Annotated in this window: 20 protein-coding genes; 13 read left to right on the top strand and 7 right to left on the bottom strand. The window is 38.6% G+C overall.

The annotated features are described in order from the left end of the window. The first annotated feature begins 202 nt into the window (after positions 1–202). Genes BVC89_RS25990 through BVC89_RS25970 form a run of 5 tightly spaced genes read left to right on the top strand, consistent with a single transcriptional unit; the run spans position 203 to position 3,405 of the window. The gene (locus BVC89_RS25990; protein WP_103654310.1) at positions 203–769 is read left to right on the top strand and encodes a PepSY domain-containing protein; all 567 of its coding nucleotides are present in this window, start codon (positions 203–205) and stop codon (positions 767–769) included. 2 nt (positions 770–771) lie between these two features. Then, positions 772–1,446, top strand: a complete 675-nt coding sequence (locus BVC89_RS25985; protein WP_086934007.1) for a response regulator transcription factor — start codon at positions 772–774, stop codon at positions 1,444–1,446. A 2-nt stretch (positions 1,447–1,448) separates the two neighbouring features. Beyond that, entirely contained in the window at positions 1,449–2,786 is a 1,338-nt protein-coding gene (locus BVC89_RS25980; protein ID WP_086934006.1) for an ATP-binding protein, read from the top strand. After that, on the top strand, positions 2,783–3,085 hold the full coding sequence (locus BVC89_RS25975; protein ID WP_086934005.1) for a Bor family protein: 303 nt from the start codon (positions 2,783–2,785) through the stop codon (positions 3,083–3,085). Before BVC89_RS25980 ends, BVC89_RS25975 begins: the two co-directional genes overlap by 4 nt. Next, positions 3,082–3,405, top strand: a complete 324-nt coding sequence (locus BVC89_RS25970; protein ID WP_086934004.1) for a hypothetical protein — start codon at positions 3,082–3,084, stop codon at positions 3,403–3,405. The genes BVC89_RS25975 and BVC89_RS25970 overlap by 4 nt, the downstream gene beginning before the upstream one ends. On the opposite strand, the gene mtnA is transcribed toward BVC89_RS25970, so the two are convergent. Then, positions 3,395–4,450, bottom strand: coding sequence for an S-methyl-5-thioribose-1-phosphate isomerase (mtnA, locus tag BVC89_RS25965; protein ID WP_086934003.1), 1,056 nt, complete (start codon positions 4,448–4,450; stop codon positions 3,395–3,397). The genes BVC89_RS25970 and mtnA overlap by 11 nt on opposite strands. A gap of 278 nt (positions 4,451–4,728) precedes the next feature. After that, positions 4,729–5,088, bottom strand: a complete 360-nt coding sequence (locus tag BVC89_RS25960) for a DUF3192 domain-containing protein (RefSeq protein ID WP_086934002.1) — start codon at positions 5,086–5,088, stop codon at positions 4,729–4,731. Positions 5,089–5,419: 331 nt separating this feature from the next. Here BVC89_RS25960 and BVC89_RS25955 point away from each other — a divergent pair, with 331 nt between their 5' ends. Continuing rightward, a complete protein-coding gene (locus tag BVC89_RS25955) occupies positions 5,420–6,421 on the top strand; it encodes a Gfo/Idh/MocA family protein (RefSeq protein ID WP_086934001.1) in 1,002 nt (333 codons plus the stop codon). Between the two features lie 34 nt (positions 6,422–6,455). Here the strand turns inward: BVC89_RS25955 and rtcR are convergent, their stop codons facing one another. Then, entirely contained in the window at positions 6,456–8,048 is a 1,593-nt protein-coding gene (gene rtcR / locus BVC89_RS25950) for an RNA repair transcriptional activator RtcR (RefSeq protein WP_086934000.1), read from the bottom strand. A gap of 227 nt (positions 8,049–8,275) precedes the next feature. On the opposite strand from rtcR, the gene BVC89_RS25945 reads away from it, so the two are divergent. The 7 genes from BVC89_RS25945 to BVC89_RS25915 all read left to right on the top strand — a co-directional run bounded on the left by BVC89_RS25945 (position 8,276) and on the right by BVC89_RS25915 (position 16,108). Beyond that, positions 8,276–9,502 carry an RtcB family protein gene (locus tag BVC89_RS25945; protein WP_086933999.1) on the top strand — a complete coding sequence of 409 codons (1,227 nt, stop codon included), beginning with the start codon at positions 8,276–8,278 and terminating at the stop codon, positions 9,500–9,502. 110 nt (positions 9,503–9,612) lie between these two features. Beyond that, on the top strand, positions 9,613–10,626 hold the full coding sequence (rtcA, locus tag BVC89_RS25940; protein WP_086933998.1) for an RNA 3'-terminal phosphate cyclase: 1,014 nt from the start codon (positions 9,613–9,615) through the stop codon (positions 10,624–10,626). Positions 10,627–10,653: 27 nt separating this feature from the next. Beyond that, the gene (locus tag BVC89_RS25935) at positions 10,654–11,568 is read left to right on the top strand and encodes a nucleotidyltransferase domain-containing protein (protein WP_086933997.1); all 915 of its coding nucleotides are present in this window, start codon (positions 10,654–10,656) and stop codon (positions 11,566–11,568) included. Beyond that, the gene (locus BVC89_RS25930; protein WP_086933996.1) at positions 11,565–12,338 is read left to right on the top strand and encodes a nucleotidyltransferase domain-containing protein; all 774 of its coding nucleotides are present in this window, start codon (positions 11,565–11,567) and stop codon (positions 12,336–12,338) included. Before BVC89_RS25935 ends, BVC89_RS25930 begins: the two co-directional genes overlap by 4 nt. A gap of 208 nt (positions 12,339–12,546) precedes the next feature. Beyond that, positions 12,547–13,974, top strand: coding sequence for a coniferyl aldehyde dehydrogenase (locus tag BVC89_RS25925; protein WP_086933995.1), 1,428 nt, complete (start codon positions 12,547–12,549; stop codon positions 13,972–13,974). 14 nt (positions 13,975–13,988) lie between these two features. After that, positions 13,989–14,540: a hypothetical protein gene (locus tag BVC89_RS25920; RefSeq protein WP_086933994.1), complete on the top strand. Its 552-nt coding sequence runs from the start codon at positions 13,989–13,991 to the stop codon at positions 14,538–14,540. Next, the gene (locus BVC89_RS25915; protein ID WP_086933993.1) at positions 14,540–16,108 is read left to right on the top strand and encodes a GMC family oxidoreductase; all 1,569 of its coding nucleotides are present in this window, start codon (positions 14,540–14,542) and stop codon (positions 16,106–16,108) included. The genes BVC89_RS25920 and BVC89_RS25915 overlap by 1 nt, the downstream gene beginning before the upstream one ends. Positions 16,109–16,178: 70 nt before the next feature. Here the strand turns inward: BVC89_RS25915 and BVC89_RS25910 are convergent, their stop codons facing one another. From BVC89_RS25910 to BVC89_RS25895, 4 genes are all read right to left on the bottom strand, one after another. After that, positions 16,179–17,123 carry a M14 family metallopeptidase gene (locus BVC89_RS25910; RefSeq protein WP_086933992.1) on the bottom strand — a complete coding sequence of 315 codons (945 nt, stop codon included), beginning with the start codon at positions 17,121–17,123 and terminating at the stop codon, positions 16,179–16,181. Between the two features lie 113 nt (positions 17,124–17,236). Continuing rightward, positions 17,237–18,217, bottom strand: a complete 981-nt coding sequence (locus tag BVC89_RS25905) for a helix-turn-helix domain-containing protein (protein ID WP_086933991.1) — start codon at positions 18,215–18,217, stop codon at positions 17,237–17,239. Positions 18,218–18,528: 311 nt separating this feature from the next. Beyond that, complete coding sequence (locus tag BVC89_RS25900; protein ID WP_086933990.1) at positions 18,529–20,520, bottom strand: membrane dipeptidase; 1,992 nt, start codon at positions 20,518–20,520, stop codon at positions 18,529–18,531. Positions 20,521–20,660: 140 nt separating this feature from the next. Next, the gene (locus BVC89_RS25895; RefSeq protein ID WP_086933989.1) at positions 20,661–21,188 is read right to left on the bottom strand and encodes a winged helix-turn-helix transcriptional regulator; all 528 of its coding nucleotides are present in this window, start codon (positions 21,186–21,188) and stop codon (positions 20,661–20,663) included. Between the last annotated feature and the right edge of the window lie 47 nt (positions 21,189–21,235).

Raw genomic sequence — 21,235 nt, 5'->3', positions numbered from 1 at the left:
CTTAACCTCAGCTTAATGAGGTTAAACCGGGGTTATTCTGGGCGGAGTCATTCTAGAGTGGTGAACATAAACATAGGCAAACCTATCTAAAATAATGAATATGGCACAATTAATATATGCGCAGCTTGTGTTATTCAGCTAAGGTTAAGCTAAGCGTGTTCTACTTAATTGCTATAACTGACTAGAATTGCTCATAATCTTTGTGAAAAAAACCATCAAATATATTGCGATTGCTTGTTACACGCTATTATTGCCTGTGTTTGGTTTTACCGCAGACCTAGAGCAGAGGGAGCAAAATAAAACCGTTGATTCTGAAGCTAGTGACGCCGATCGCGATATTAGTGGCGAGGATCTGAACAACCCTGTAAAAAGAGAAAGAAAGTCTAAAGAATTAGAGGAAACAGACCAACCAAAAGAGGTTGTTATCAAGGAAAAAGAGGTTGATGATAATAGCGGTACAGGTCAAGCTTCTAGCGTTGAAAGAATTGTCATGCCCTTTACTCAATGGGTTGAGAAGCGTATTCAGAACACATCAATTGTTAAACCCTCAGTATTTCCAAATAAAAATAAACGTCAACAACACAAAGGTATCAGCCTAAGGCAAGCTATAGAGCTTGCTCGTAGGGAATATAAAGGTACTGTCCTCGGTGCCGAGCGCATCGAGGAGAAGGATAACCTTACTTATCGTATAAAAATTATATCTAAAGACGGCGTAATTAAAGTAATTGAAGTTAATGGCTTTGCACAAAATAAGATTGGTGAGCAGTAATAATGAAATTGTTATTAATTGAAGATGATGAAGTGCTAGCAGATCAACTCTTAGGCAATTTAAAGAAGGAGGGATATCAAGCTGATGTGAGTTATGACGGTGAAGATGGCTTATATCGGAGTGTAGAATTTACATATGATCTAGTGATTATCGATTTAGGCTTACCTAAGCTATCGGGCATTGAGATTATTAAAAAATTACGTGCTGATAACCATAAGTTTCCTATTTTAATTTTAACTGCTCGTAGTAGTTGGCAAGATAAGGTAAAAGGCTTGAGTGCAGGAGCTGATGATTATTTAGTAAAACCTTTTCAATTTGAAGAGTTAGTGGCTCGTATTCAAGCGATGTTAAGACGCGCAGGTGGCTATGCATCTAGCGAGTTGCATCAAGGCCCAATCAAACTAAATATGGAAACGCAGGAAGTGCTTGTGAATGGTGAAGTTGTAAATTTGACTGCATTTGAACATAAACTTATGGAATATTTTATGTTGCACCCACAAAAAGTTACTTCCAAAGTCACGTTGGCAGACTATCTATATGAAGACGACACAGATCCTGATAGTAATGTGATTGAAGTATTAGTTGCACGCTTAAGGCAGAAAATTGATCCAGATAATACCATTAAACCCATAGAAACTCTGCGTGGGCGTGGCTATCGTTTTTGTATCAAAGATTAAATATGAAAACTGTATCTTTACGTAAACGCTTTTTCACTAATACGACAATCATTGGTGTTGTTGTAATGCTGATTAGCGCTTTAATCGTAGATATCAGTTATCGTGAAGAATTAGAAAAGTCATCTAGGGAAAAGCTCCATTTGCATATTTTTACTCTATTATCTGTTGCTCATACCGAACAAGGAGAATTGTTAATACCAGATATACTTTATAATCCTAGGTTTAATACGATTGATTCAGGATTGTGGGCAGTTGTTTTAAACGATCAAAAACAGGCTGTCTGGAATTCTCTTTCTATTGAAAAAGCTCCTGATAATATCTCGTTGAGCTTGAAAACGGGAGACATAATTTTTGGGAATATGCAAATTGATGAGCAAGAGTATATTACTGCGGCTTACAAAATTGCTTGGGAAGAGGGTGGCGAACGTTATAGCTTTCATTTTGTTACAGCTGAAGACGCCAGTATATTGAATAATACCATAAGTCATTTTCGGTTTTGGTTATTTAGTGGTTTCTTTGTCATAACATTGACTTTATTGTTGTGTCAACTTTTTGTACTAAAGTTAGCTTTTCGACCGATATCACACCTTGAAAATGAAATTATATTACTCGAAAAAGGTAAGCAGAATACTTTATCAATGGACTATCCAAGAGAGCTGAGCGGTGTGGCAGAAAGCCTCAATGCGTTAATTGCCAATGAGCATCGCCAACGGGAACGTTATCGTTCAAGTATGGCAGACTTAGCTCATAGCTTAAAAACGCCGATGACAATTATTGCAAGTGAGATGAAAAACTACCCTGAGAATAAAATATTAAAAGATGCAACCAAACGTATTGATAAAAATATCGAGTATCAGCTTCGGCGAGCCGTTATCTCGGGGCATACCTTACTTAATTACGGTACTAATATTGTAGAAGTACTCGATCTTGTACAAGAGGCTCTCTCCAAAATATATCGAGATAAAAAAATATCTTTATCTACCAAAGTAGAAGGTAATTTATATTTCTTTGGTGACGAAAATGACCTGATGGAGGTGTTTGGTAATCTACTAGATAATGCCTATAAATATGCAATAGAGAAAATAAAAGTTTCGGTTGCACAGTGTGATAACTATCTGTCAATTTCTATCGAAGATGATGGTAAAGGGTTTATTGGCGATCAAGCTTCAAAAATATTTACACGTGGCGAAAGACTTGATAGCCGAGGTAAAGGCCAAGGAATTGGTTTGGCAGTGGTTTTTGATATTGTTCAAAGTTACCAAGGAACCATTGAAGCTGTTACTTCTAGCTTAGGTGGAGCCGAATTTAGAATAATTTTTCCATTAAAACAGAAAAAATGATGAAAAAAATACTTATAAGCATTTTTATATTTAATATCTATGCATGTTCTTCGGTGAACGTGCGCACAGATGGAAAGCTAGAAGATAGTAGTTCGCCATCATTTCAAAAACGTTATACATATTGGTGGTGGGGACTAAAAGGCGGTCATTCAATAAACGTAAGGGAAGTTTGTGAGGGCAAGAGAGTTATTCAAATGCAAGCGGTCACCACGTTCTCTGACTCTTTGTTAACATTAATTACCCTAGGTGTATATTCACCTAGAACTGCGAGAGTTTGGTGCGCGGAGGAGGACAAATGAAAAAGACGATTATATTATTTATAAGTTTGTGCTTATGTGCATGTAGTACAATGGAGTTTGTTAATGGACCCAGAATGGAAGATACAATTGTTCGTGAAAAGTGGCATCACCTAGGTTTTAATGGCCTAATAGAGTTTAGTAAGCCTATGAATTTAACGTATAGTTGTGGTAGTCAAGAATGGGATAGCTTCGTAGTAGAGCAAAGCTTATTCAATTTACTTGCAGGATCAGCTTCTGCAAGTATCTCATTGACTCCGACTATTTTTAGACCGTATTCGCCTTGGACTATTGTTTACGAGTGTCGCGACCCTATTGACTAGCCTTTAACTTCTTTATGTTTTCTTCGAAAGGTGGATATAGAATCCCTTTTTCTGTAATTATAGCTGTTATATAACGGGCTGGTGTAACGTCAAAGGCTGGGTTATACACTTCGATACCGTTCGGAGAAATAGCTCCTCCATTGATGAGAGTCACTTCTTGTGTATCTCTTTGCTCAATTTCAATATCTTCACCCTTTAAAGTCTTTGTATCAATTGTTGAGAGTGGGGCGGCGACGTAAAAAGGAACATTATATGCGTTAGCAATAATAGCCAAATTATGCGTGCCAATTTTATTAGCTACATCTCCATTAGCGGCGACACGATCACAGCCAACAACACACATATCGATGTCGAAATTACTCATAATATGTGCCGAGGCACCATCGACAACCAATTGATGGGAAATACCTAGCTGTTTTAGTTCCCAAGAGGTGAGTTTGGCTCCTTGTAGGCGTGGTCGTGTTTCATCGACAAACACATGTGTGTTTAAGCCTGTTTCATAAGCCATTCTAATAATACCTAAGGCAGTACCGTAGTCGACTGTTGCAAGTGCGCCGGTATTGCAATGATGAATAAAGTTCACACTCTCTTCAGGCATGAGTGACATGGCATGTTTGGCTATGCCTTTATTTATTTCCACATCTGATGCCGCTAATCCATGAGCTGCTTGTAATAGTAGTTGTCGATAATCGTCAGCATTATTATAAGTTGATCCCTCTATACTTTTGGCCATTTCATCAAGTGCCCAAAATAGGTTCACTGCTGTTGGTCTGGATAGTCGCAGTAACTTATCCGCTGCGAGTACCGATTGCTCAACATGTGTAATGTCATCTGAATTCGTATGGAAAGCTGCTACCACCAGGCCGTAAGCTGCGGCAACCCCAATTGCTGGAGCACCTCTTACCACCATATCCTTAATCGCTCCGGCAACTCCTTCTGGGCTTGAATAATATTGATATTCAATTTTATGGGGTAAGATTGATTGATCAAGTAAACAGAGGACTTTTTTATCGTCAATCCATTTAATACTGTGGTAATTGCTCATGTAAAACCTTAAGTCGTCTCAGTTGATAAGCCAACCTTAACGAAACTTTGTTGCAATCTCAATAGAGCGGCTTAACACTTACATATATTTTCAAAGGCCTAGCCTATAAAAGTTATAGCATCGGTATATATGTAAATAGTATTATGCGGCTATAAATGTTGAATAAGCTGACAGAGTTGGGCGATAACAGCTAACCACAATAAACATGGGACTCACATATATTCTGTTTCCACAAACTTAACTTTTCCAAAGTCTTATATGAAAATGTTAGGGTGACATTAGTGATGAATAGTATCTAACGCAAGCTCTCCCCAACCTATTAATTTTTCATTTTTAAAGACTAGTGGTGTTGTTTCATCTTTAGTTGTGTCACCATCAGAAATACGATGCTGCGTGCGATAGTAAAGTACTTTATATTCTTCCCCATTAATCACAAAAGCCTCGGATATCTCCGGTGTTCCCATCCTTCGTAAAACGCTTAAACGATCAGAATTTAAGGTGAGTTGACTTATAAGGTGTTTATTCTGGTTCTGTTCCTTTTGCCAACTAGTATCGTCAGATTTATTTCCAATATAGATGCAACCTGATAAAGAAGTTAGTAAAAAGGCGCCTATAAAAAGGCTTGATAAGGCTTTCATGCTAGTTTCCCTTGGTGAGTTTTTAAGGATTCTAATATAACTTAGACAAATGCCAAGATCTGCTATCTCCATCGTGTAGAAAACGCGCTTAATCGCATAGAGTAATCTTGTCGTTATCATGTTTGGGTTAATAGGTCTAGTTCCATGTATATTCAGTTAATGGATAAACTTGTGGCCCATATTGGTATAGTGTATAAAGTCCAGGTCATATGGGTAGGTTCAATTAATCATATTAGCTAGACATAGCTGAATATAAGATTAATAAATTGGCAGCTTGAATTATTGAGTGTAGTTTGGAAATTAAATTGCCTAGAAAAATAATAGGAGAGTGATGAATAATCTAAATACGTTGCGCTGGGGAATTCTCGGTGCTGGGATTATTGCCCACAAACTAGCTAAAGCTTTGTCGTTCGTGGACGGTGTTCAACTTGTGGCTGCTGCCTCTAAAACACCAGGTAAAGCACATGTCTTTTCTGAAAAGTATAAGGTGGATGCACATACAGATTATGAAAGTCTGGTGAACCGTAGTGATATTGATGTTATTTATATTGCGACTACTCATAACTTTCACTATGAAAATGCTGTACTCGCTTTAGAAGCTGGTAAGCATATACTCATCGAAAAGCCTTTTACGGTTAATGCTAAGGAAGCCAAAAATTTAGTTGCGCTGGCACGTGAGAAAAATGTTTTTTTAATGGAAGCTGTTTGGACGCGTTTTTTGCCTAGTATTCAATTACTAAAAACCACAATTGAAGGTGGCATTATCGGCGATGTTAAGTATGTAAATATCTCATTTTGCAACATCGCACCAGAAAAATACATTAAACGTATATTAGATCCTGCGCTAGCTGGTGGTGCTACCTTAGATGTGGGTGTTTATCCATTATCATTTAGTAATTTTTTGTTAGGTCAACTCCCTAGTAAAGTTCAATCTTTAAGTTTACCCGCGCCTACAGGAGTAGATGAACTAGCCACATACCAATTGCAATATCCTTTACCCTGTTTAACAGCGATAACAGTTGGTTTTAATTTATACGCACGGCCAACAGCTATGATTTATGGCTCAAAAGGATATATTGAATTTACTAATTTTCAACAAGGTGAACAATTTACCGCTTATATCCATAACGGTAATACCGAAGCCCAGAGTGAAGAAGTTTTTAAAGAAGAAAATCATAGTAACGGATTTATATATCAAGTGTTAGAAGTGCTACATTGTATTCGCGATGGTAAAAATGAGAGTGATATAATGCCTCTTGCAGAAACAATCGCAACTATGGAAGTTATGGATAATATGCGTAACGACTGGGGACTACGCTATCCTTTTGAGTAAAATAAAGCATTATTTTCTTTATGATTAATAGATCCTAATTTATATCCGAAAACGTTAAGTTATATTTGGATAGGATTTGTTTGACTCGGTGAGAATCATTAGCAGAAGATTTTGACTGCCTACTTTTATTAAAAAGTGTGCGCCCGGCTTCAGCCATAGAGTTAGCTACTTTACATGTATTTAAGACAATAGCGAGTTTTTCTTGCTCGTAATAATCCATATTACTTAATACTTTAGGAGGCAATATTTCTACTAAAATATTACTTTTGCTTTCTATCTCAGTAGTTTTCATGTGGCTCCATTTTTTTTCTAGGCGCGATATTTCTTCGTTGACAATGGCAGTAGTAATTCTGCCACCGTCAGACAAGGCGGCCATTCGAGTAATGCTGGCATTTAGGTCTCTAAAGTTACTACTCCATAAACCTTTTTCGCTGCGTCCATAGGTGAGGTATTTCGTTTTTGCTGTTTTGTTAAAACTGATAAGGCTATTAGTCTTGCGTGCGTGAACTTCCAGTTCGTAATCTATATTAGGTTCTAGGTCTTCCAAGCGTTCTCGTAGCGAAGGTAAGGTATAAGACCATAAGTCAATACGTGCTAACAGATCCTCCCTAAATCTACCTTCATTTACCTTTTTATATAAATTCTTATTTGTGCCTGCAATAAGTTGAAAGTCGCTGCTACTTTCTTTATCAGCTCCCAATGGCATAAATTTCTTATCTTCAATCGCACGCAGTAACATCGCTTGTTCATCTAGACCTAGCTCACCTACTTCGTCCAAAAATAACAAGCCGTTGTTTGCTTGTTTCAGTAAACCTGGGCGATCGCTAGTGGCACCGGTAAAGGCTCCTTTTTTATGCCCGAATAAGGATGACATCGCATTTTCACCGCGTAAAGTCGCGCAGTTAACAATAACTAGGTCACCAGAAATCTTACCTCGTTGTTTTCGTAACTGATAAACTCGTTGTGCCAGTTGAGATTTTCCTGCTCCTGTTGGGCCCATCAATAGAATAGGATCATTAGAGCGCACAGAAACATACTCCAATTGTTCAATCATTTTATTAAAAGCAGCGTTGTTCGTTTCAATGCCTCCCTTAAGGTAAACCGTGCCTTCCTCATGCTCTTTCTTAAAGCGCGAAGTAATTTCATCATACCGTGAAAGGTCTAGGTCAATGATTTGATAACTGCCTTGAGTGTTTTTTTCTGTCCCGGGTGATGTCTGTAGCAATCTGCCTGGAATATAGTGAGCTTCGGTTAGCAAATATAGACAGATTTGAGCAACGTGAGTACCTGTGGTGATATGTACTAGGTAATCTTCTGTATTTGGTTTGAAGCTATAAGCGCGAGAAAAGTCTAACAATGCTGCATAAACACTTTCAAAATCCCAGGGATCGGCGAAGTCAATGTGATGGTGTTTGACTTGCGTTTCAGGGGAGGTCTGTGAGATATCTTCAGTTACCGTATCGGCTAGGGACTGATAACGTGGATCAAAAATTAACTCCAAGCGATCGATAATCATATCGTCTTGTTGGCACATGGAGATGGTCGGACGCCACTTGTTCCAACGGTTCTTTTTAACTCCCCTTTTATCAAGGGTGGTTCCTAAAATACTGATTGCGATAGTTTTCATGTGTATCAATTATATTATTTAGTTATCGAAAAAGATAGGTAAAAATCTAATGAGCTTTATTTGAAAAAAAGCCTAAAATAAAAAGTGTAGCAAAAACAAATGCTTACATATTAATTTTTGGTAAATGATAATGTTGGCATCAATGTCGCAAATAACACGAGTATAAAAAATAGCTGGCTATAAAAAGTAAGCCAACAGTTAAAATGGATAGTAAGGAAAGTAACAAAATGACCATACAAGCCTATGAGGTGATACAAGGTAATGGTGTGCCAGTTAAGTCTTGGACAAAAGGTGTGCCATTTGAAGCTGAAGCAAAACAGCAATTGATCAACATATCTAGCATGCCTTTTATTCATAAATGGGTTGCCGCGATGCCTGATGTCCATCTGGGTAAAGGGGCGACTATAGGCAGTGTTGTTCCTACTTTAGGGGCTGTTATTCCCGCAGCCGTTGGGGTGGATATTGGTTGTGGAATGATGGCTGTGCGCACTAATATGCATGCACATCAATTACCAGATAACCTTGCTGCTATTCGTAATAGCATTGAGCGAGCTGTTCCTCATGGACGCTCGTCTCGTACTAGAGGTGGCCGAGATAAAGGCGCTTGGAATAATATCCCTAATGATGTAATGAGTGCATGGTCACCCTTGTCGCAGCAATTTGATATGTTAAAGGATAAGCATCGCGTTCTTAAAAGTACCAATAATATCAATCATCTTGGCACACTTGGAACAGGTAACCATTTCATTGAAATGTGTTTGGATGAAAAAGATGTGGTTTGGTTTATGTTGCACAGTGGTTCCCGTGGTGTTGGTAATCGTATTGGCACTTACTTTATTGAGACCGCGAAAAAAGAAATGGAACGCTGGATGATTCAGTTACCTGATAGCGACTTAGCATACTTGCCTGAAGGGTCAGAACATTTTAATGACTATATTGAAGCGGTGGAATGGGCACAAAACTTCGCGAGAATTAACCGCCAAGTGATGATGCAGAGAACTATTCAAACAGTAAAACATTTACTCGACTTTGAGTTAGACACCAATGTGGCTGCGGTAAATTGCCATCATAACTATGTTTCACGTGAGCACCACTATGGTCAGGATGTATTGGTCACTCGTAAGGGGGCTGTGCGTGCCCGTAAAGATGAATTGGGTATTATTCCCGGTAGTATGGGAGCCAAGTCTTTTATTGTGCGAGGTTTAGGAAATGAAGAAAGCTTTTGTAGCTGTAGCCACGGAGCTGGGCGGGTTATGTCGCGTACCAAAGCCAAGAAGCTTGTCAGCTTAGAGGAGCATCGCCGAGCAACTATGGGGGTTGAGTGTCGTAAGGATGAGGGTGTGATTGATGAGACCCCTTCGGCTTACAAACCTATAGAAAAAGTTATGGATGCACAAAAAGATTTAGTGGAAGTTGTGCACACTCTCAAGCAAGTAGTTTGTGTCAAAGGATAAAGGTTTTGTTGTTGGAAGTTGTGCCGGGAAGCATAAAACAAGGATGTTAACCCATTTTTACGTGTAACTAAGGTCTTTTATAAAGAAATTTAAATTTTAAGTGAATAAAAATGATAGTAATTGATGGATCTCGAGGTGAGGGCGGTGGTCAAATATTCCGTAGCTCTTTAACTTTGGCAATGTGCTTAAGGAAAAATATAAAGATAATTAATATCCGTGCTGGAAGAAAAAAGCCCGGTCTACTAAGACAACATCTGGCATGTCTTAAGGCTGCGGAAAAAATTTGCTCTGCGAAAGTTGTTGGCGACCAACTTGGTTGCCAAGAAGTTGTTTTTTCCCCAGGTAATATACGAGCAGGAGAATATGTTTTTGCTGTGGGTTCCGCTGGTAGTACGACCTTAATTTTTCAAACGATATTATCCGCTTTAGCTATGGCTGATCACGAAAGTCATATAACTTTTAAAGGTGGCACACACAATGGTATGGCGCCCAGTTATGATTTTATTGCACAATGCTTTATTCCTACGGTAAGAGCAATTGGTTATCAAATTGAATCCAATATTGAAAGGTATGGCTTTTACCCATCAGGTGGTGGCCGCTGGAATGCTATTATAAAGCCCCATAGGACATCTAAGGCGTTATATCTATTAGAGCGAAGCAAAATTTGTGATATGGAAGCCGTAGTAACTCAGGCTAAAATTCCTGAGCATATAGCTGAGCGTGAGTTAAAGCATATTGAAAGTAAATTAAATATTAACAAGTTAAAATATAACATTGTCGACTCACATGGCTCTGGTAATATTCTTTCGCTAAGATTATCAATGAATGATATTACAGAGGTTTTCGAGCAGGTAGGCGAAATAAGAGTGAGCGCCGAGCGGGTGGCTAGTAAAGTTGTTGATAAAGTCAGGGAATATCTCTCTTCAAGCGCTCCTGTAGGTGAGTATTTGGCGGATCAATTAATTATTCCTATGTTATTAAATAAAGGTGGTTCTTTCCGTACATTTAATAAGAGTCTACACCTTAGCACCAATATTGATATTGTGAATCAAATAGCAGGAGAGTTGGTTAAGCTTACACACACTTGTGAAACACAATGGCAGGTTTCTATTCACTCAATATAATGGTATGCAGCAACCGCGAGTAGAACTATGAGCAGTAAAACGCAGTATTTAATTAAGCGAGGTTTATTGACTTCGCCACCAAAGTTCTTAGAGTTCGGTGTGCAATATGAAGTGATTATGGGATCCACTGCTTATGGTGTTGCGCAAGACGATTCTGATATAGATCTTTATGGCTTCGCTATCCCACCTAAAGATTGGATATTTCCTCATCTACGTGGAGATATCCCGGGGTTTGACGATTTTTCACCGAAGTTTGAGCAAATTCAACAACATCATATGTTTGACTGCTCTGCTCGCGGCGGTAAGGGAAGAGAATATGATTTAACCCTATATTCTGTAGTAAAGTACTTTAGGTTACTAACAGATAATAACCCAAATATCATAGATACTTTGTTCGTTCCTCGCCACTGTATTGTATATAGTACTAAAGTGGGTGAGCGTGTAAGAGAAATGCGTAAGATATTTTTACATAAAGGATGTTGGCCAAAGTTTAAAGGCTATGCTTATGCACAAATACATAAAATGCGAACCAAAATTCCCGAGGGAAAACGTAAGGAAGTCATTCATAAATATGGCTACGATGTGAAGTTTGCTTATCATGTTGTACGTTTACTTAATGAAGTGGAACAGATCTTAATCGAAGGTGATTTAGATCTTAGCAGGAATAAAGAACAGCTCAAATCTATTCGTCGTGGTGAATGGTCGCAAGAACAGGTAGAGCATTACTTTGAGCGTAAAGAGAAAAAATTAGAAGAAATATATATAGCGAGCAAATTGCCACTAATGCCGGATGAAGTGGCGATTAAAAACTTGCTCTTACAGTGCTTAGAGCAACACTATGGTTCTATAGACGATTGTGTTGTTAATCAAGATCAGGCTTTAATTGCCTTGACAGAAATTGAAAAGATAATCGAGAGTGTAAAAGGAAGCCGTAAAAGATGATACAAGATAAAAAAAGAGAGGACATTAACCGGCTCTTAAAAAATATCGAAAATGATAAAAATATCAATGTTATCCTGGCTGTAGAAAGTGGTAGCCGTGCTTGGGGTTTCCCTTCATTAGATAGTGATTACGACATACGTATCATCTATTGTCACACTCTTGATTGGTATCTATCTGCTTTCAAGAAAAAGGATGTGATTGAAAATGTGTTTATAGACGATTTAGATGTAAGTGGTTGGGATATTGCGAAATCTATTAACTTGATGCATAAAGGTAACGCTGCACTTTGTGAGTGGTTATATTCACCAATCGTCTATAAAAAAGATGATGAAAAACTGAGTTTATTAAAGGAATTAGTTATCCAAACTTTTAACCCAAAATTAGTTTTTCATCATTATATCTCTTTAGCGAAGAAGAAACTGTTTGATGAAAAAAATCAATATAACGCCAAAGGCTTTCTTTATGGCTTGAGGGCACTTTTGTGTGCTAAGTGGATAAAGGAAGATTACACCATACCTCCTGTTGAGTTTTCTGCCTTGCAAAAAAAATATCTTTTTGACGAAAGTTTGAGAAATAGCGTTGCTAAACTACTCGTCGATAAAGAATTAATAAAAGAGCATGATAGCTATACAATACCGATAAATCTTTATAATTTTTCCCTTAGTGAGTACGATAAGTTAAAAGATGCTGATGTTCAAACTCAAAGAGTACTGGATATATCACCATATGATAATGTATTGAAAAAAATTGTGGGCGCTAATAGTTTTTAAATATATAATTTTAAACACCAGCGATGTGGCATAGTTTAGATGATGACTAGGCCCTTACTCTTTAATAATGGGTGTATATAACGCTTATTTAGTTTCATGATGATATTGTATTTAGCTCATGCATGCTTTAGTCTGACGGTTGTGTTATAGCTTTCTAAAAATACCAATAATAATGTGCTAATTATATAATTAAAGTACGGTAACCAGCATGGGACATAGTCAAATTATAGGTGGCGATCTTCTCGATATTGCATTACAGCGTCAACAAAAGTACTTTGCGCAAAACCGTTACCTTGAAGCTAGTGCTCGCAAGCAAAATTTGCGACAGCTATTAAAGCTAGTTGTAGATAATCGCGACTCTATTTGTGCTGCTTTGACGAAGGATTTCGGCTGTCGAGATAAACAAGAGAGCCTTTTGATAGAAGTATTCCCGTGTCAAGAGTTAATTAAACATAGTATTCGTCATCTAAGCGCTTGGATGAAACCTAAACGAAAATCGGTAAGCCTATGGTTCCAGCCTGGCCGTGCTAAAGTCATGTCCCAGCCCCTCGGTACTATTGGTGTGATCACGCCATGGAACTATCCTCTTTTTTTAGCTATTGGGCCTGTTGCCGGTGCTTTATCTGCCGGCAATACGACGATGGTTAAAATGCCAGAACATACCCCTGTATTTAGCCAATTATTTGCAGATCTGGTTAAAGAGTACTTTGACCCTGAGCTACTCACTGTTGTAAACGGTGATGTTGAAGTAGGCAAAGCTTTTACAGCTCTGCCTTTTGATCATTTGCTATTTACTGGTGCTACACAGATCGGCAAACATGTTATGCGAACTGCCAGTGAAAACCTGACTCCTGTTACCCTTGAGCTTGGCGGTAAGTCTCCTGTAATTATTGGCGAGAGCTTTCCATCCGATGCTGCAATAAAAAGTATTATCAATGGTAAGCTTATTAATAGTGGCCAAACCTGTATAGCTCCAGATTATATTCTTCTTCCTCAAAACGAGATAAATACCTTTACTGAACAGGCACGAAAAACAGCACAGCAGTTCTACCCCGATTGGCAGAGCCGAGGTTATACCAGTATTATTAGCGAAAACCATTATCAGCGCTTAAATAATATGCTAGAGGATGCAAAAAGTAAGGGCGCAAAATTAGTTCCTTTATTCGAGGGGGGATCTATCTCCGAAATGAAGAAGATCGTTCCCACTATTATTATTGACGCCACTGATGATATGGCTGTTTTGAAAGAAGAGATATTCGGCCCACTACTGCCTCTTGTTGGGTATGAGAGTTTTGAGAGCGGTATAGAATATATAAATCAACGCCCAAAGCCTCTAGCACTTTATCTGTTTAGCCATAATAAAAAAGAAAAAGATAAAATACTTAAAAATACTTTATCTGGCGGTGTTACTATTAATGACACTATCTTGCACATAGCTCAGGATAATCTTCCTTTTGGTGGCGTTGGAACAAGCGGTATGGGGCACTATCATGGAGAAGCTGGGTTTCGTACCTTTTCGAAAGAAAAATCAATTTTCATACAATCCCGTTTTAATGGAATTCCATTTCTGTACCCACCATATAATAAGGGTATTGCTTCATGGTTATTAAAGTTTATGTTAGGGCCAGGTAAATAAGGCGGTCAGAAAAGTTGAAAACTAACATCAATCGGCGAGACCTTCTTAAATGGATTACCGGTATCGGTGTGACTAGCCTTTTGGGAGTATCGACTTTTCAAATACTGCAAGACAACTCTATATCTGATTTAGAATGGAATCATGAAGATTTTAAGTTTTTGAATGATGAAGATCAAATAACATTACTCGTACTTATTCCCGCTTTTATTTATGGTGAAACATTAAATACGACAAGAATTAAAGAAAAGCAACTAATCAATGTGCTCTTTAATATCGATTTTGCTATTCTGATTCTGCCAGAGCGTACCCAAGATGAACTGCGTCAACTACTTAATATACTCAATAATGGCGTAGGACGTTGGCTATTGGCTGGCGTCTGGAAAAGTTGGAGTGCTGCGTCAGTACAAGACTTAATAGAGTTTCTACAGCTATGGCGCAACAGTCTCATTGAAATTTTGCAGAGCGCTTATCAAGGCCTACATCAAATTATTATTGGTTCGTTTTACGCTGAGCCAGATAGTTGGAAAACAATACACTATCCTGGCCCGCCAGACCTGTCATTATAATGAATATACAGTACCCCAATCACATAAATGTAGCGCAGCTCGATAGCTCAAGGGCTTTTGATTGTGATGTTGTTATCTGTGGTACCGGAGCTGGTGGTGGTGTTGCCGCAGAAATACTCACTCAGGCTGGTTATAAAGTTATAATGCTCGAAGAAGGGCCTTTAAAGCGATCCTCGGATTTTGATATGCAGGAAAAAACGGCGTATGCAACGCTGTACCAAGAAGCTGCAGGTCGTAAAACAAAAGACAAGGCGATTAATATTTTACAGGGAAGAGCTGTAGGAGGTTCTACAACGGTAAACTGGACAAGTAGCTTTAGAACACCTCAAAAAACACTGGAGTATTGGAGTGATAATTTTCATATAAAAGACATTCTTTATGAAAATATGGAGCCTTGGTTTATTCGCATGGAGCAAAGACTAAATATTTCACCTTGGGCATCACCTGCTAATGAAAATAATACAATTTTAGCACGTGGCGCGAAGGCTCTTTCTCTAACACCTAAAGTGATTCCACGAAATGTAAATGGGTGTATAAATTTGGGTTATTGTGGTACTGGTTGTCCAATAAATGCAAAGCAATCTATGTTAGTTTCGACTATTCCTACGGCTTTGGAAAGTGGTGCAACTTTATTGAGCTGCTGTCGTGCCCAAAAAATATTAACTGAAAAAGATAAAGCGATAGGTGTAAAAGCATTTGCTATTAATAAGTATGGTAAATTAAAAAAGGATATTGTAATCACGGTTCATGCAGCCAAAGTTATTGTTGCCGGCGGTGCTATTAATTCACCTGCATTATTGTTACGCTCCAAGCTTCCCGATCCATATAGAACTTTAGGTAAACGCACGTTTCTTCACCCGGTGAGTCTCGTTACCGGGATTATGCCAAAGCCTGTCAATGCATTTTCAGGTGCACCACAGAGTGTTTATGTCGATGATTTATTATGGCGTGACGGTGTTACGGGGAAAGTCGGTTATAAATTAGAAACTGCCCCTATGCACCCTTTACTTGCCTCTACCGTTTTCTTAAATCACGGCAGCCATCACTATGATATCATGCAAAAATTTCCATATATGCAGGCAAGCCTCGCATTACTGAGGGATGGTTTCAACGATGACAGTGTTGGAGGTGAGGTAACCCTAGATAAATATGATTATCCTGTCTTAGATTATCCTATCACTGACTATATATGGGAGGGTATACAGCACTCTTGGTTAACCATGACAGAGTTATTATTTGCAGCAGGTGCGAAACACGTTATACCCTTACATTTAGACTCTAGTATCTATAGTTCTTGGGATAAAGCGCGCCAAGCAATTAAAAAATTGCCCCTTAAAAAGCTTCGCGCTCAAGTTGCCAGTGCTCATGTAATGGGTGGCTGCACAATGGGAGGAGATATCAATAACAGTGTTGTGGACAGTCATGGCCGTTATCACCATGTTAAAAATTTGTTTGTTTTTGACGGTTCCTTATTTCCCACAAGTATTGGTGCTAACCCCCAATTGTCTATCTATGCTCTCATTGCAAAATTAACAAATAACCTTATACAATCGGACTCTCTTAAATAAGACAATAAGATAAGGCAATGTTATTAATCTAATGTGACGATGTATAAAACCACCGTCACAACTTATGTCACTAAATTCTTGTAATAAGATAATCCAATCCACCAACTATGGCGGCTACTTGCGCTAATATACAGTCTTCATCATTAACTTTGGGGCTATCGGGGTACATTTCAGTTGTAGTACAGTATTGACTGTTACTAAAACCGGTACATAAGCCCAGTTTTCTAGTTTGATAGTTAATAACACCTTCTTGGGTAATTGATTCTCCAATAATCTTTCCATTTCTATCGTTAGGCGCAATATGGGTCACTTTTTTAACAGAATCTATTATTGCTTTTTGAAATTCATCAACGGGATTTTCACTATCGCCAACTAAATAGAAACCGTCGGGAATATCCCATATATCTTGTTCGATACCATCTCGTGCAGATAAAGCAGGTCTGAAAACTGTATTATCAGTGTCAGTTGTTTCATGTAAATCAAAATGTGCGAGCAAATCGAATTTGCAATTATGGTTGCTGTTTGTTCCTATTCCCAGTGATGCTGCCATCTTCATTAATTGAGCAGCTTCTTGGGATGGGCTTTCTTTATAAAATGAGCGATTGGGGTCTATTGTGTCGGGATTCCAGCGGTTGATTGTTTCATACCCCCAAGGACTCACACAGGGGGCGCAGACAATATTAAAGTATTGAGAATAGTTAATTGCCTGCGTTTCCATGAAACGTAAAGCTCCATGAACACCACTGGTTTCATAGCCGTGAACACCACCTGTAATGAGTATAGTTGGCTTGCTCTCATGCCAGGAGAGTGTCTTAATAACAAATAGTGGATATTTTTCAACGTCATAAGGCAGAGCGCCGTATGTATTAACGCTTAATATTTCTTTAAGTGACTGTATTCTTGTAATCACTTCGTCATTATAGGAGCGTTGGATAAGTTGTTGAGCCTTCCACTCATTCTTTTCTTTCTGTCCCCACTTTGACGAAGAAGAAGATTTATCTTGTTTGCTGGGCATTTCTTGACCTTGCTATAACATTAGTAACAGTGTCTATTTTGCAAGATTAATCAAAGATTATCAAAGTTTTAGCGTTGTTTTGTGCCCTAGCAGTTAGCATTTATGGGAGGGTTTTATCGGGGAACACCTTGTTTTCTTATCTCTTTAGCAGTAAAGCCGAACTCCTTTTTAAATGATCTGCTAAAGTGTGAGCTATCTTTAAAACCATAATCTAAAGCTATAGCTGTAATACTCATATGATTATTCTTACTGTTTATTAATGCTTCTTTAGTTTTTTGTAAACGGCGTGACATGATAAAACGGTTCACCGTGAGTTCTTCTTCTTCAAATATCTTGTATAAGTAGCGTAAACTTATTCTATGTGCATCAGCAATCACCTGTGGTGTTAGGTTGCAATCATATAAGTTTGTTTCGATATAGCGCTTCAGTTGTAAGAATAGCGAATGCCTAATTGCAGGTGAGAAATTATGAGCATTATCAACAGTGTTATTTAATGCAAGTGAAAACAGCTGTAACATATGGTCGCCGATAGAGGAGGTGAGATTTGTATCCATGTCTCCTATTTGCGATGCAATACTTCTAACATAGTTAGATGCTAAAAAACCAGCCGGTGTTCTAGTGGAAATCAAGCTACCAGAGAATCTTTCGGGGTTAGGAAGATATTTCATGAAGGTGCTCTTGGGAATAATCATAATTAATGCATCGATCTTGTCTTGCACGAATAACAACTGCTCGCGAGATCCATCAAAAAACGAAATGTCTCCTTTATCTGAAGGAAGAGGTCTATGGCCTATGGATTTATTAACACTAAAAGTAAGAGGAATACTGACAATGAATGAATCATAATTCATTCTAGATAATTGTCCTTTGGTGCGAGAAAAAGTTTGCGGTACAGAATGCATTTCCGCAAACGTCATGTCATTTAAAATATTAGTGCGTAAAATTCCTTCAAAGTCGCCCTTGGTATTTCTTTCACAGTTGACAAATATCAACTGTTCACAAACTGTTTCAACCCAATAGTCAAATTTCTCTTTGTTTGCAATCTTCTCAGTTGAAAAAATTAGCGTATTTTTATTATCTAAAACAAAGTCCATATTTTTCTTCTTATTTCTGTGATAGGCAAAATACGCTTCTATAGTGACGGCTAGCGTTAATATCGAAAAGGGTTTTGCGCGACAAAAATGTTAAATTTCGGTATTGAAATTATTTTTGACTACAAAGGTGTCAAAAATAGCTTATTTATCGATTTTTTTGTTAAGAAGTGTAGTGATTTTTGCTAGGGTAATTTAATTGCAAATAGAATTTATAGGAATGTAACTTAGGTTAATACTAAGGTAGGGTTAGAGGAATACAATCGTTGAATCTTAGGGCCTATTTTCGGCCCTAAGTAAAAACCTTATTTAACTTAAGGAATAGCTTGACGGTTAGGGTTATAAGCTCGTTCCCACATTTTTATAAAGTTTTCAGCCGAGTTTTCAATATTAGTAGTGTCTGCACCTAAGTTTTTCATATCATGTAAAAGGCCGGGTAAAAGCCCTATATGAGCTAAGCCTTTATAATTAAATTCTTGTACATAACTCGGTGCGTTATGGTTGGGTTGTCCTTGTGCCTGTATTTGCACATTTCGGTCGTTTGTGGGAGCTGAAGCACAAGCTTGGTCGCCAAAGCGTGGCGGCATTTGTGTGATAAAGCCATTAAAGTCTGAGCCAAAAGCGAGCTTGACTCCAGCATCATCGGCATATTGATAAAATTGCGTGAACGAGCGGCTCGAGCCGTCACAATTATTTTCCACTGGGCTGCCTTTTTGGGGATGTGTATAATCCAACATAGCCTCCTCGCCCGTTCTTAAACCTAACATTCCTCCACTTTGACGAATATAGTGCAGTACTTCGTCAGTTGTCTGATGCTCTTTTAATACCGATCTATCCTCTTCTTTAAGCAAGGAGCCGAGACGAGTGTGTGAGTTAAATAACGGGTAGTAACTATTCTTTTGCGAAGTAATTGAGTGTATTTGTCGTTGTGTTTTTAGAGGTAGGTGGGCAATATCAATTAGCATGTTTAAACGAATCATTTCCTGCAGCAATTTCTCTCCTTCGCTGGTGAGACCAATTGGGTTGTTGACGCCATTACCACCTGATGCGTAATTAATGTCGCGATCAAACCAAGCTTTGATTCTACTATTATACTTAAATGCATCACGATGGTAGGCCGCGCCGGAAAAAATAGAATTTGATTCATGTGCTAATTGAATGTTGCGCACGCCCATATCGTATAAATCGTGCAGTTGTTGTAGCCAGGGGCCATCACTGCGGGGCATAAGGTCGCTCACTTCTACGGCCAGTACGACGGCAAGCTTACCTGCTTCGATTGCTCGTCGAGCTTCCCAGGGGTCACGAACAATCTCGTACCATTGGGTCTTTTCTGCCATTTTTTTTAGTGAGACGATTTGGCGTTTAGCCGCTTCCATATCTGCGGGTGAAAAGCTATTGTTGTGTTTGCCCGAAGCCACCGCTGCTGCCGACAACCATTGATTATTTACCACTGATGCGACAATTAAATTAAGGCCATTATTATGTGCTTGCTTGAGCCACGTCTGGCTCACTTGTTGATGTTTTATGTCATCCCAGCGCGGCCAGTCTCGAAAACTTGGGTAACCATAGATTTCACCATTGTGAGATCCTAAAAAGCTCTCTATATGATGTAGACCGAGTGATGATAAATTAGCGTGATTATGACCATCACAGGCCGGCACACCAATAGATAAAAATGGTGAATCGTGACTGCCCCAATACCATCCTCCAGAGTATGCAAGCGATGCTGCTTGGTGCACATGTAGGTCTGCGAAACCGTCTACAGGCCTGCTATGTACACTACGAATTGGTTGCCAAATTTTGCCTTCACCATTGGGACGTATAAGATTAATTCTGAAACGTGCACTGCCAGTTGGGCTTTTGCCTACCAGTCTCACGGCGAGCTTTTTATCTTTTAGACCCACCAAATGCCGTTGCCAGTGATCATTGATGTTACGTTTTCCGCCTCTAACACTAAATTCCCATAACTTTTCTACATACTTATTTTCATCTATGGTGCATATTACTAAAGTAGTCTTGCCTCCAATGCGTGAGCCCGATACTTTTTGAATGTCTAGCGTTAAGCTGTCGATATCCATCAAAGTAGTCTGTATCAAGCGTTTACTGCTCAAGCTAACAATATTACTGGTTTGATCTGTTACTAAACGCCTTGGGCCTGGAGTTCCTTCACCGTTGTGAAATATCTCCTCATTAGTGATATCAAAAAGATTATATTTTACGTCCAAGTCGCCGCATGAATTAGCGTAAAGGTAGGGTGTATGCATCAAAAAAAAAGATGCTAAAGCTGAAGCAACAAAAGTTTTCATGGCTACTAATCTCGATCGTTCCCTGTTATTGCTTGTCAAGGGGTATTAATATAAGTAAGCAGAGTATATCTCGTATATATGCAACTACTTGACTGTGTATGCATAAGGTATTGTTTGTCTCTGCATAATGTAAAACCGCGCTAGACCTTATTTGTGTCGAAGATTTTAGAATAAAACTTAGTATCAGTATGGTTAAACTCTCCTCTCTTGAGTTTATTGGTAATCCCCGGCCCTAGCTGAGGAATGGTATTTTTTGTGTGTACCTCATTGCCGCACTCAGAACAGCACAACTTAGGCCGGCTCAATTTCCCGCAATCCTTATGCAGATATTCTATTGGAGCACCATCTTCATCTGCTTCCCATTTATCTCCCCACTGTATGATAGTGATAATAACAGGATAAAGATCGAGGCCTTTATCAGTGAGTTTATATTCAAAACGCTGGTGTGATTTGTCGTATAACTCCTTATATATTACCCCAGATTCTACAAGGCGAGTTAAACGATCGGATAAGCGATGTTTAGTGACACCTAAGGACTGTTGTATATCGGAAAAGCGCCTTACTCGCATGAATATCTGGCGTAGAATCAGTAAAGTCCAGCGGTCACCAAAAATTGACATGGATCTAGCGAGAGAGCATGTCTGATTGTTTATATCGTCCCAACGCATAAATAACTACCTAAATATATTCCAGTAACATCTCGAAAAAACTACTC

It is taken from the genome of Agarilytica rhodophyticola, from assembly GCF_002157225.2.
GTDB lineage: Bacteria > Pseudomonadota > Gammaproteobacteria > Pseudomonadales > Cellvibrionaceae > Agarilytica > Agarilytica rhodophyticola.
The sequence above is the reverse complement of the archived record's forward strand: the minus strand, read 5'-3'. Positions and strand labels throughout refer to the sequence as shown.

Coding starts and splice junctions, on each gene's coding strand:
- BVC89_RS25925 (WP_086933995.1), top strand. CDS start 12,547: ATGGGACATAGTCAAATTATAGGTGGCGATCTTCTCGATATTGCATTA.
- BVC89_RS25945 (WP_086933999.1), top strand. CDS start 8,276: ATGACCATACAAGCCTATGAGGTGATACAAGGTAATGGTGTGCCAGTT.
- BVC89_RS25910 (WP_086933992.1), bottom strand. CDS start 17,123: ATGCCCAGCAAACAAGATAAATCTTCTTCTTCGTCAAAGTGGGGACAG.
- mtnA (WP_086934003.1), bottom strand. CDS start 4,450: ATGAGCAATTACCACAGTATTAAATGGATTGACGATAAAAAAGTCCTC.
- BVC89_RS25960 (WP_086934002.1), bottom strand. CDS start 5,088: ATGAAAGCCTTATCAAGCCTTTTTATAGGCGCCTTTTTACTAACTTCT.
- BVC89_RS25985 (WP_086934007.1), top strand. CDS start 772: ATGAAATTGTTATTAATTGAAGATGATGAAGTGCTAGCAGATCAACTC.
- BVC89_RS25955 (WP_086934001.1), top strand. CDS start 5,420: ATGAATAATCTAAATACGTTGCGCTGGGGAATTCTCGGTGCTGGGATT.
- BVC89_RS25970 (WP_086934004.1), top strand. CDS start 3,082: ATGAAAAAGACGATTATATTATTTATAAGTTTGTGCTTATGTGCATGT.
- BVC89_RS25935 (WP_086933997.1), top strand. CDS start 10,654: ATGAGCAGTAAAACGCAGTATTTAATTAAGCGAGGTTTATTGACTTCG.
- rtcR (WP_086934000.1), bottom strand. CDS start 8,048: ATGAAAACTATCGCAATCAGTATTTTAGGAACCACCCTTGATAAAAGG.
- BVC89_RS25975 (WP_086934005.1), top strand. CDS start 2,783: ATGATGAAAAAAATACTTATAAGCATTTTTATATTTAATATCTATGCA.
- BVC89_RS25980 (WP_086934006.1), top strand. CDS start 1,449: ATGAAAACTGTATCTTTACGTAAACGCTTTTTCACTAATACGACAATC.
- BVC89_RS25930 (WP_086933996.1), top strand. CDS start 11,565: ATGATACAAGATAAAAAAAGAGAGGACATTAACCGGCTCTTAAAAAAT.
- BVC89_RS25905 (WP_086933991.1), bottom strand. CDS start 18,217: ATGGACTTTGTTTTAGATAATAAAAATACGCTAATTTTTTCAACTGAG.
- BVC89_RS25915 (WP_086933993.1), top strand. CDS start 14,540: ATGAATATACAGTACCCCAATCACATAAATGTAGCGCAGCTCGATAGC.
- BVC89_RS25895 (WP_086933989.1), bottom strand. CDS start 21,188: ATGCGTTGGGACGATATAAACAATCAGACATGCTCTCTCGCTAGATCC.
- BVC89_RS25900 (WP_086933990.1), bottom strand. CDS start 20,520: ATGAAAACTTTTGTTGCTTCAGCTTTAGCATCTTTTTTTTTGATGCAT.
- rtcA (WP_086933998.1), top strand. CDS start 9,613: ATGATAGTAATTGATGGATCTCGAGGTGAGGGCGGTGGTCAAATATTC.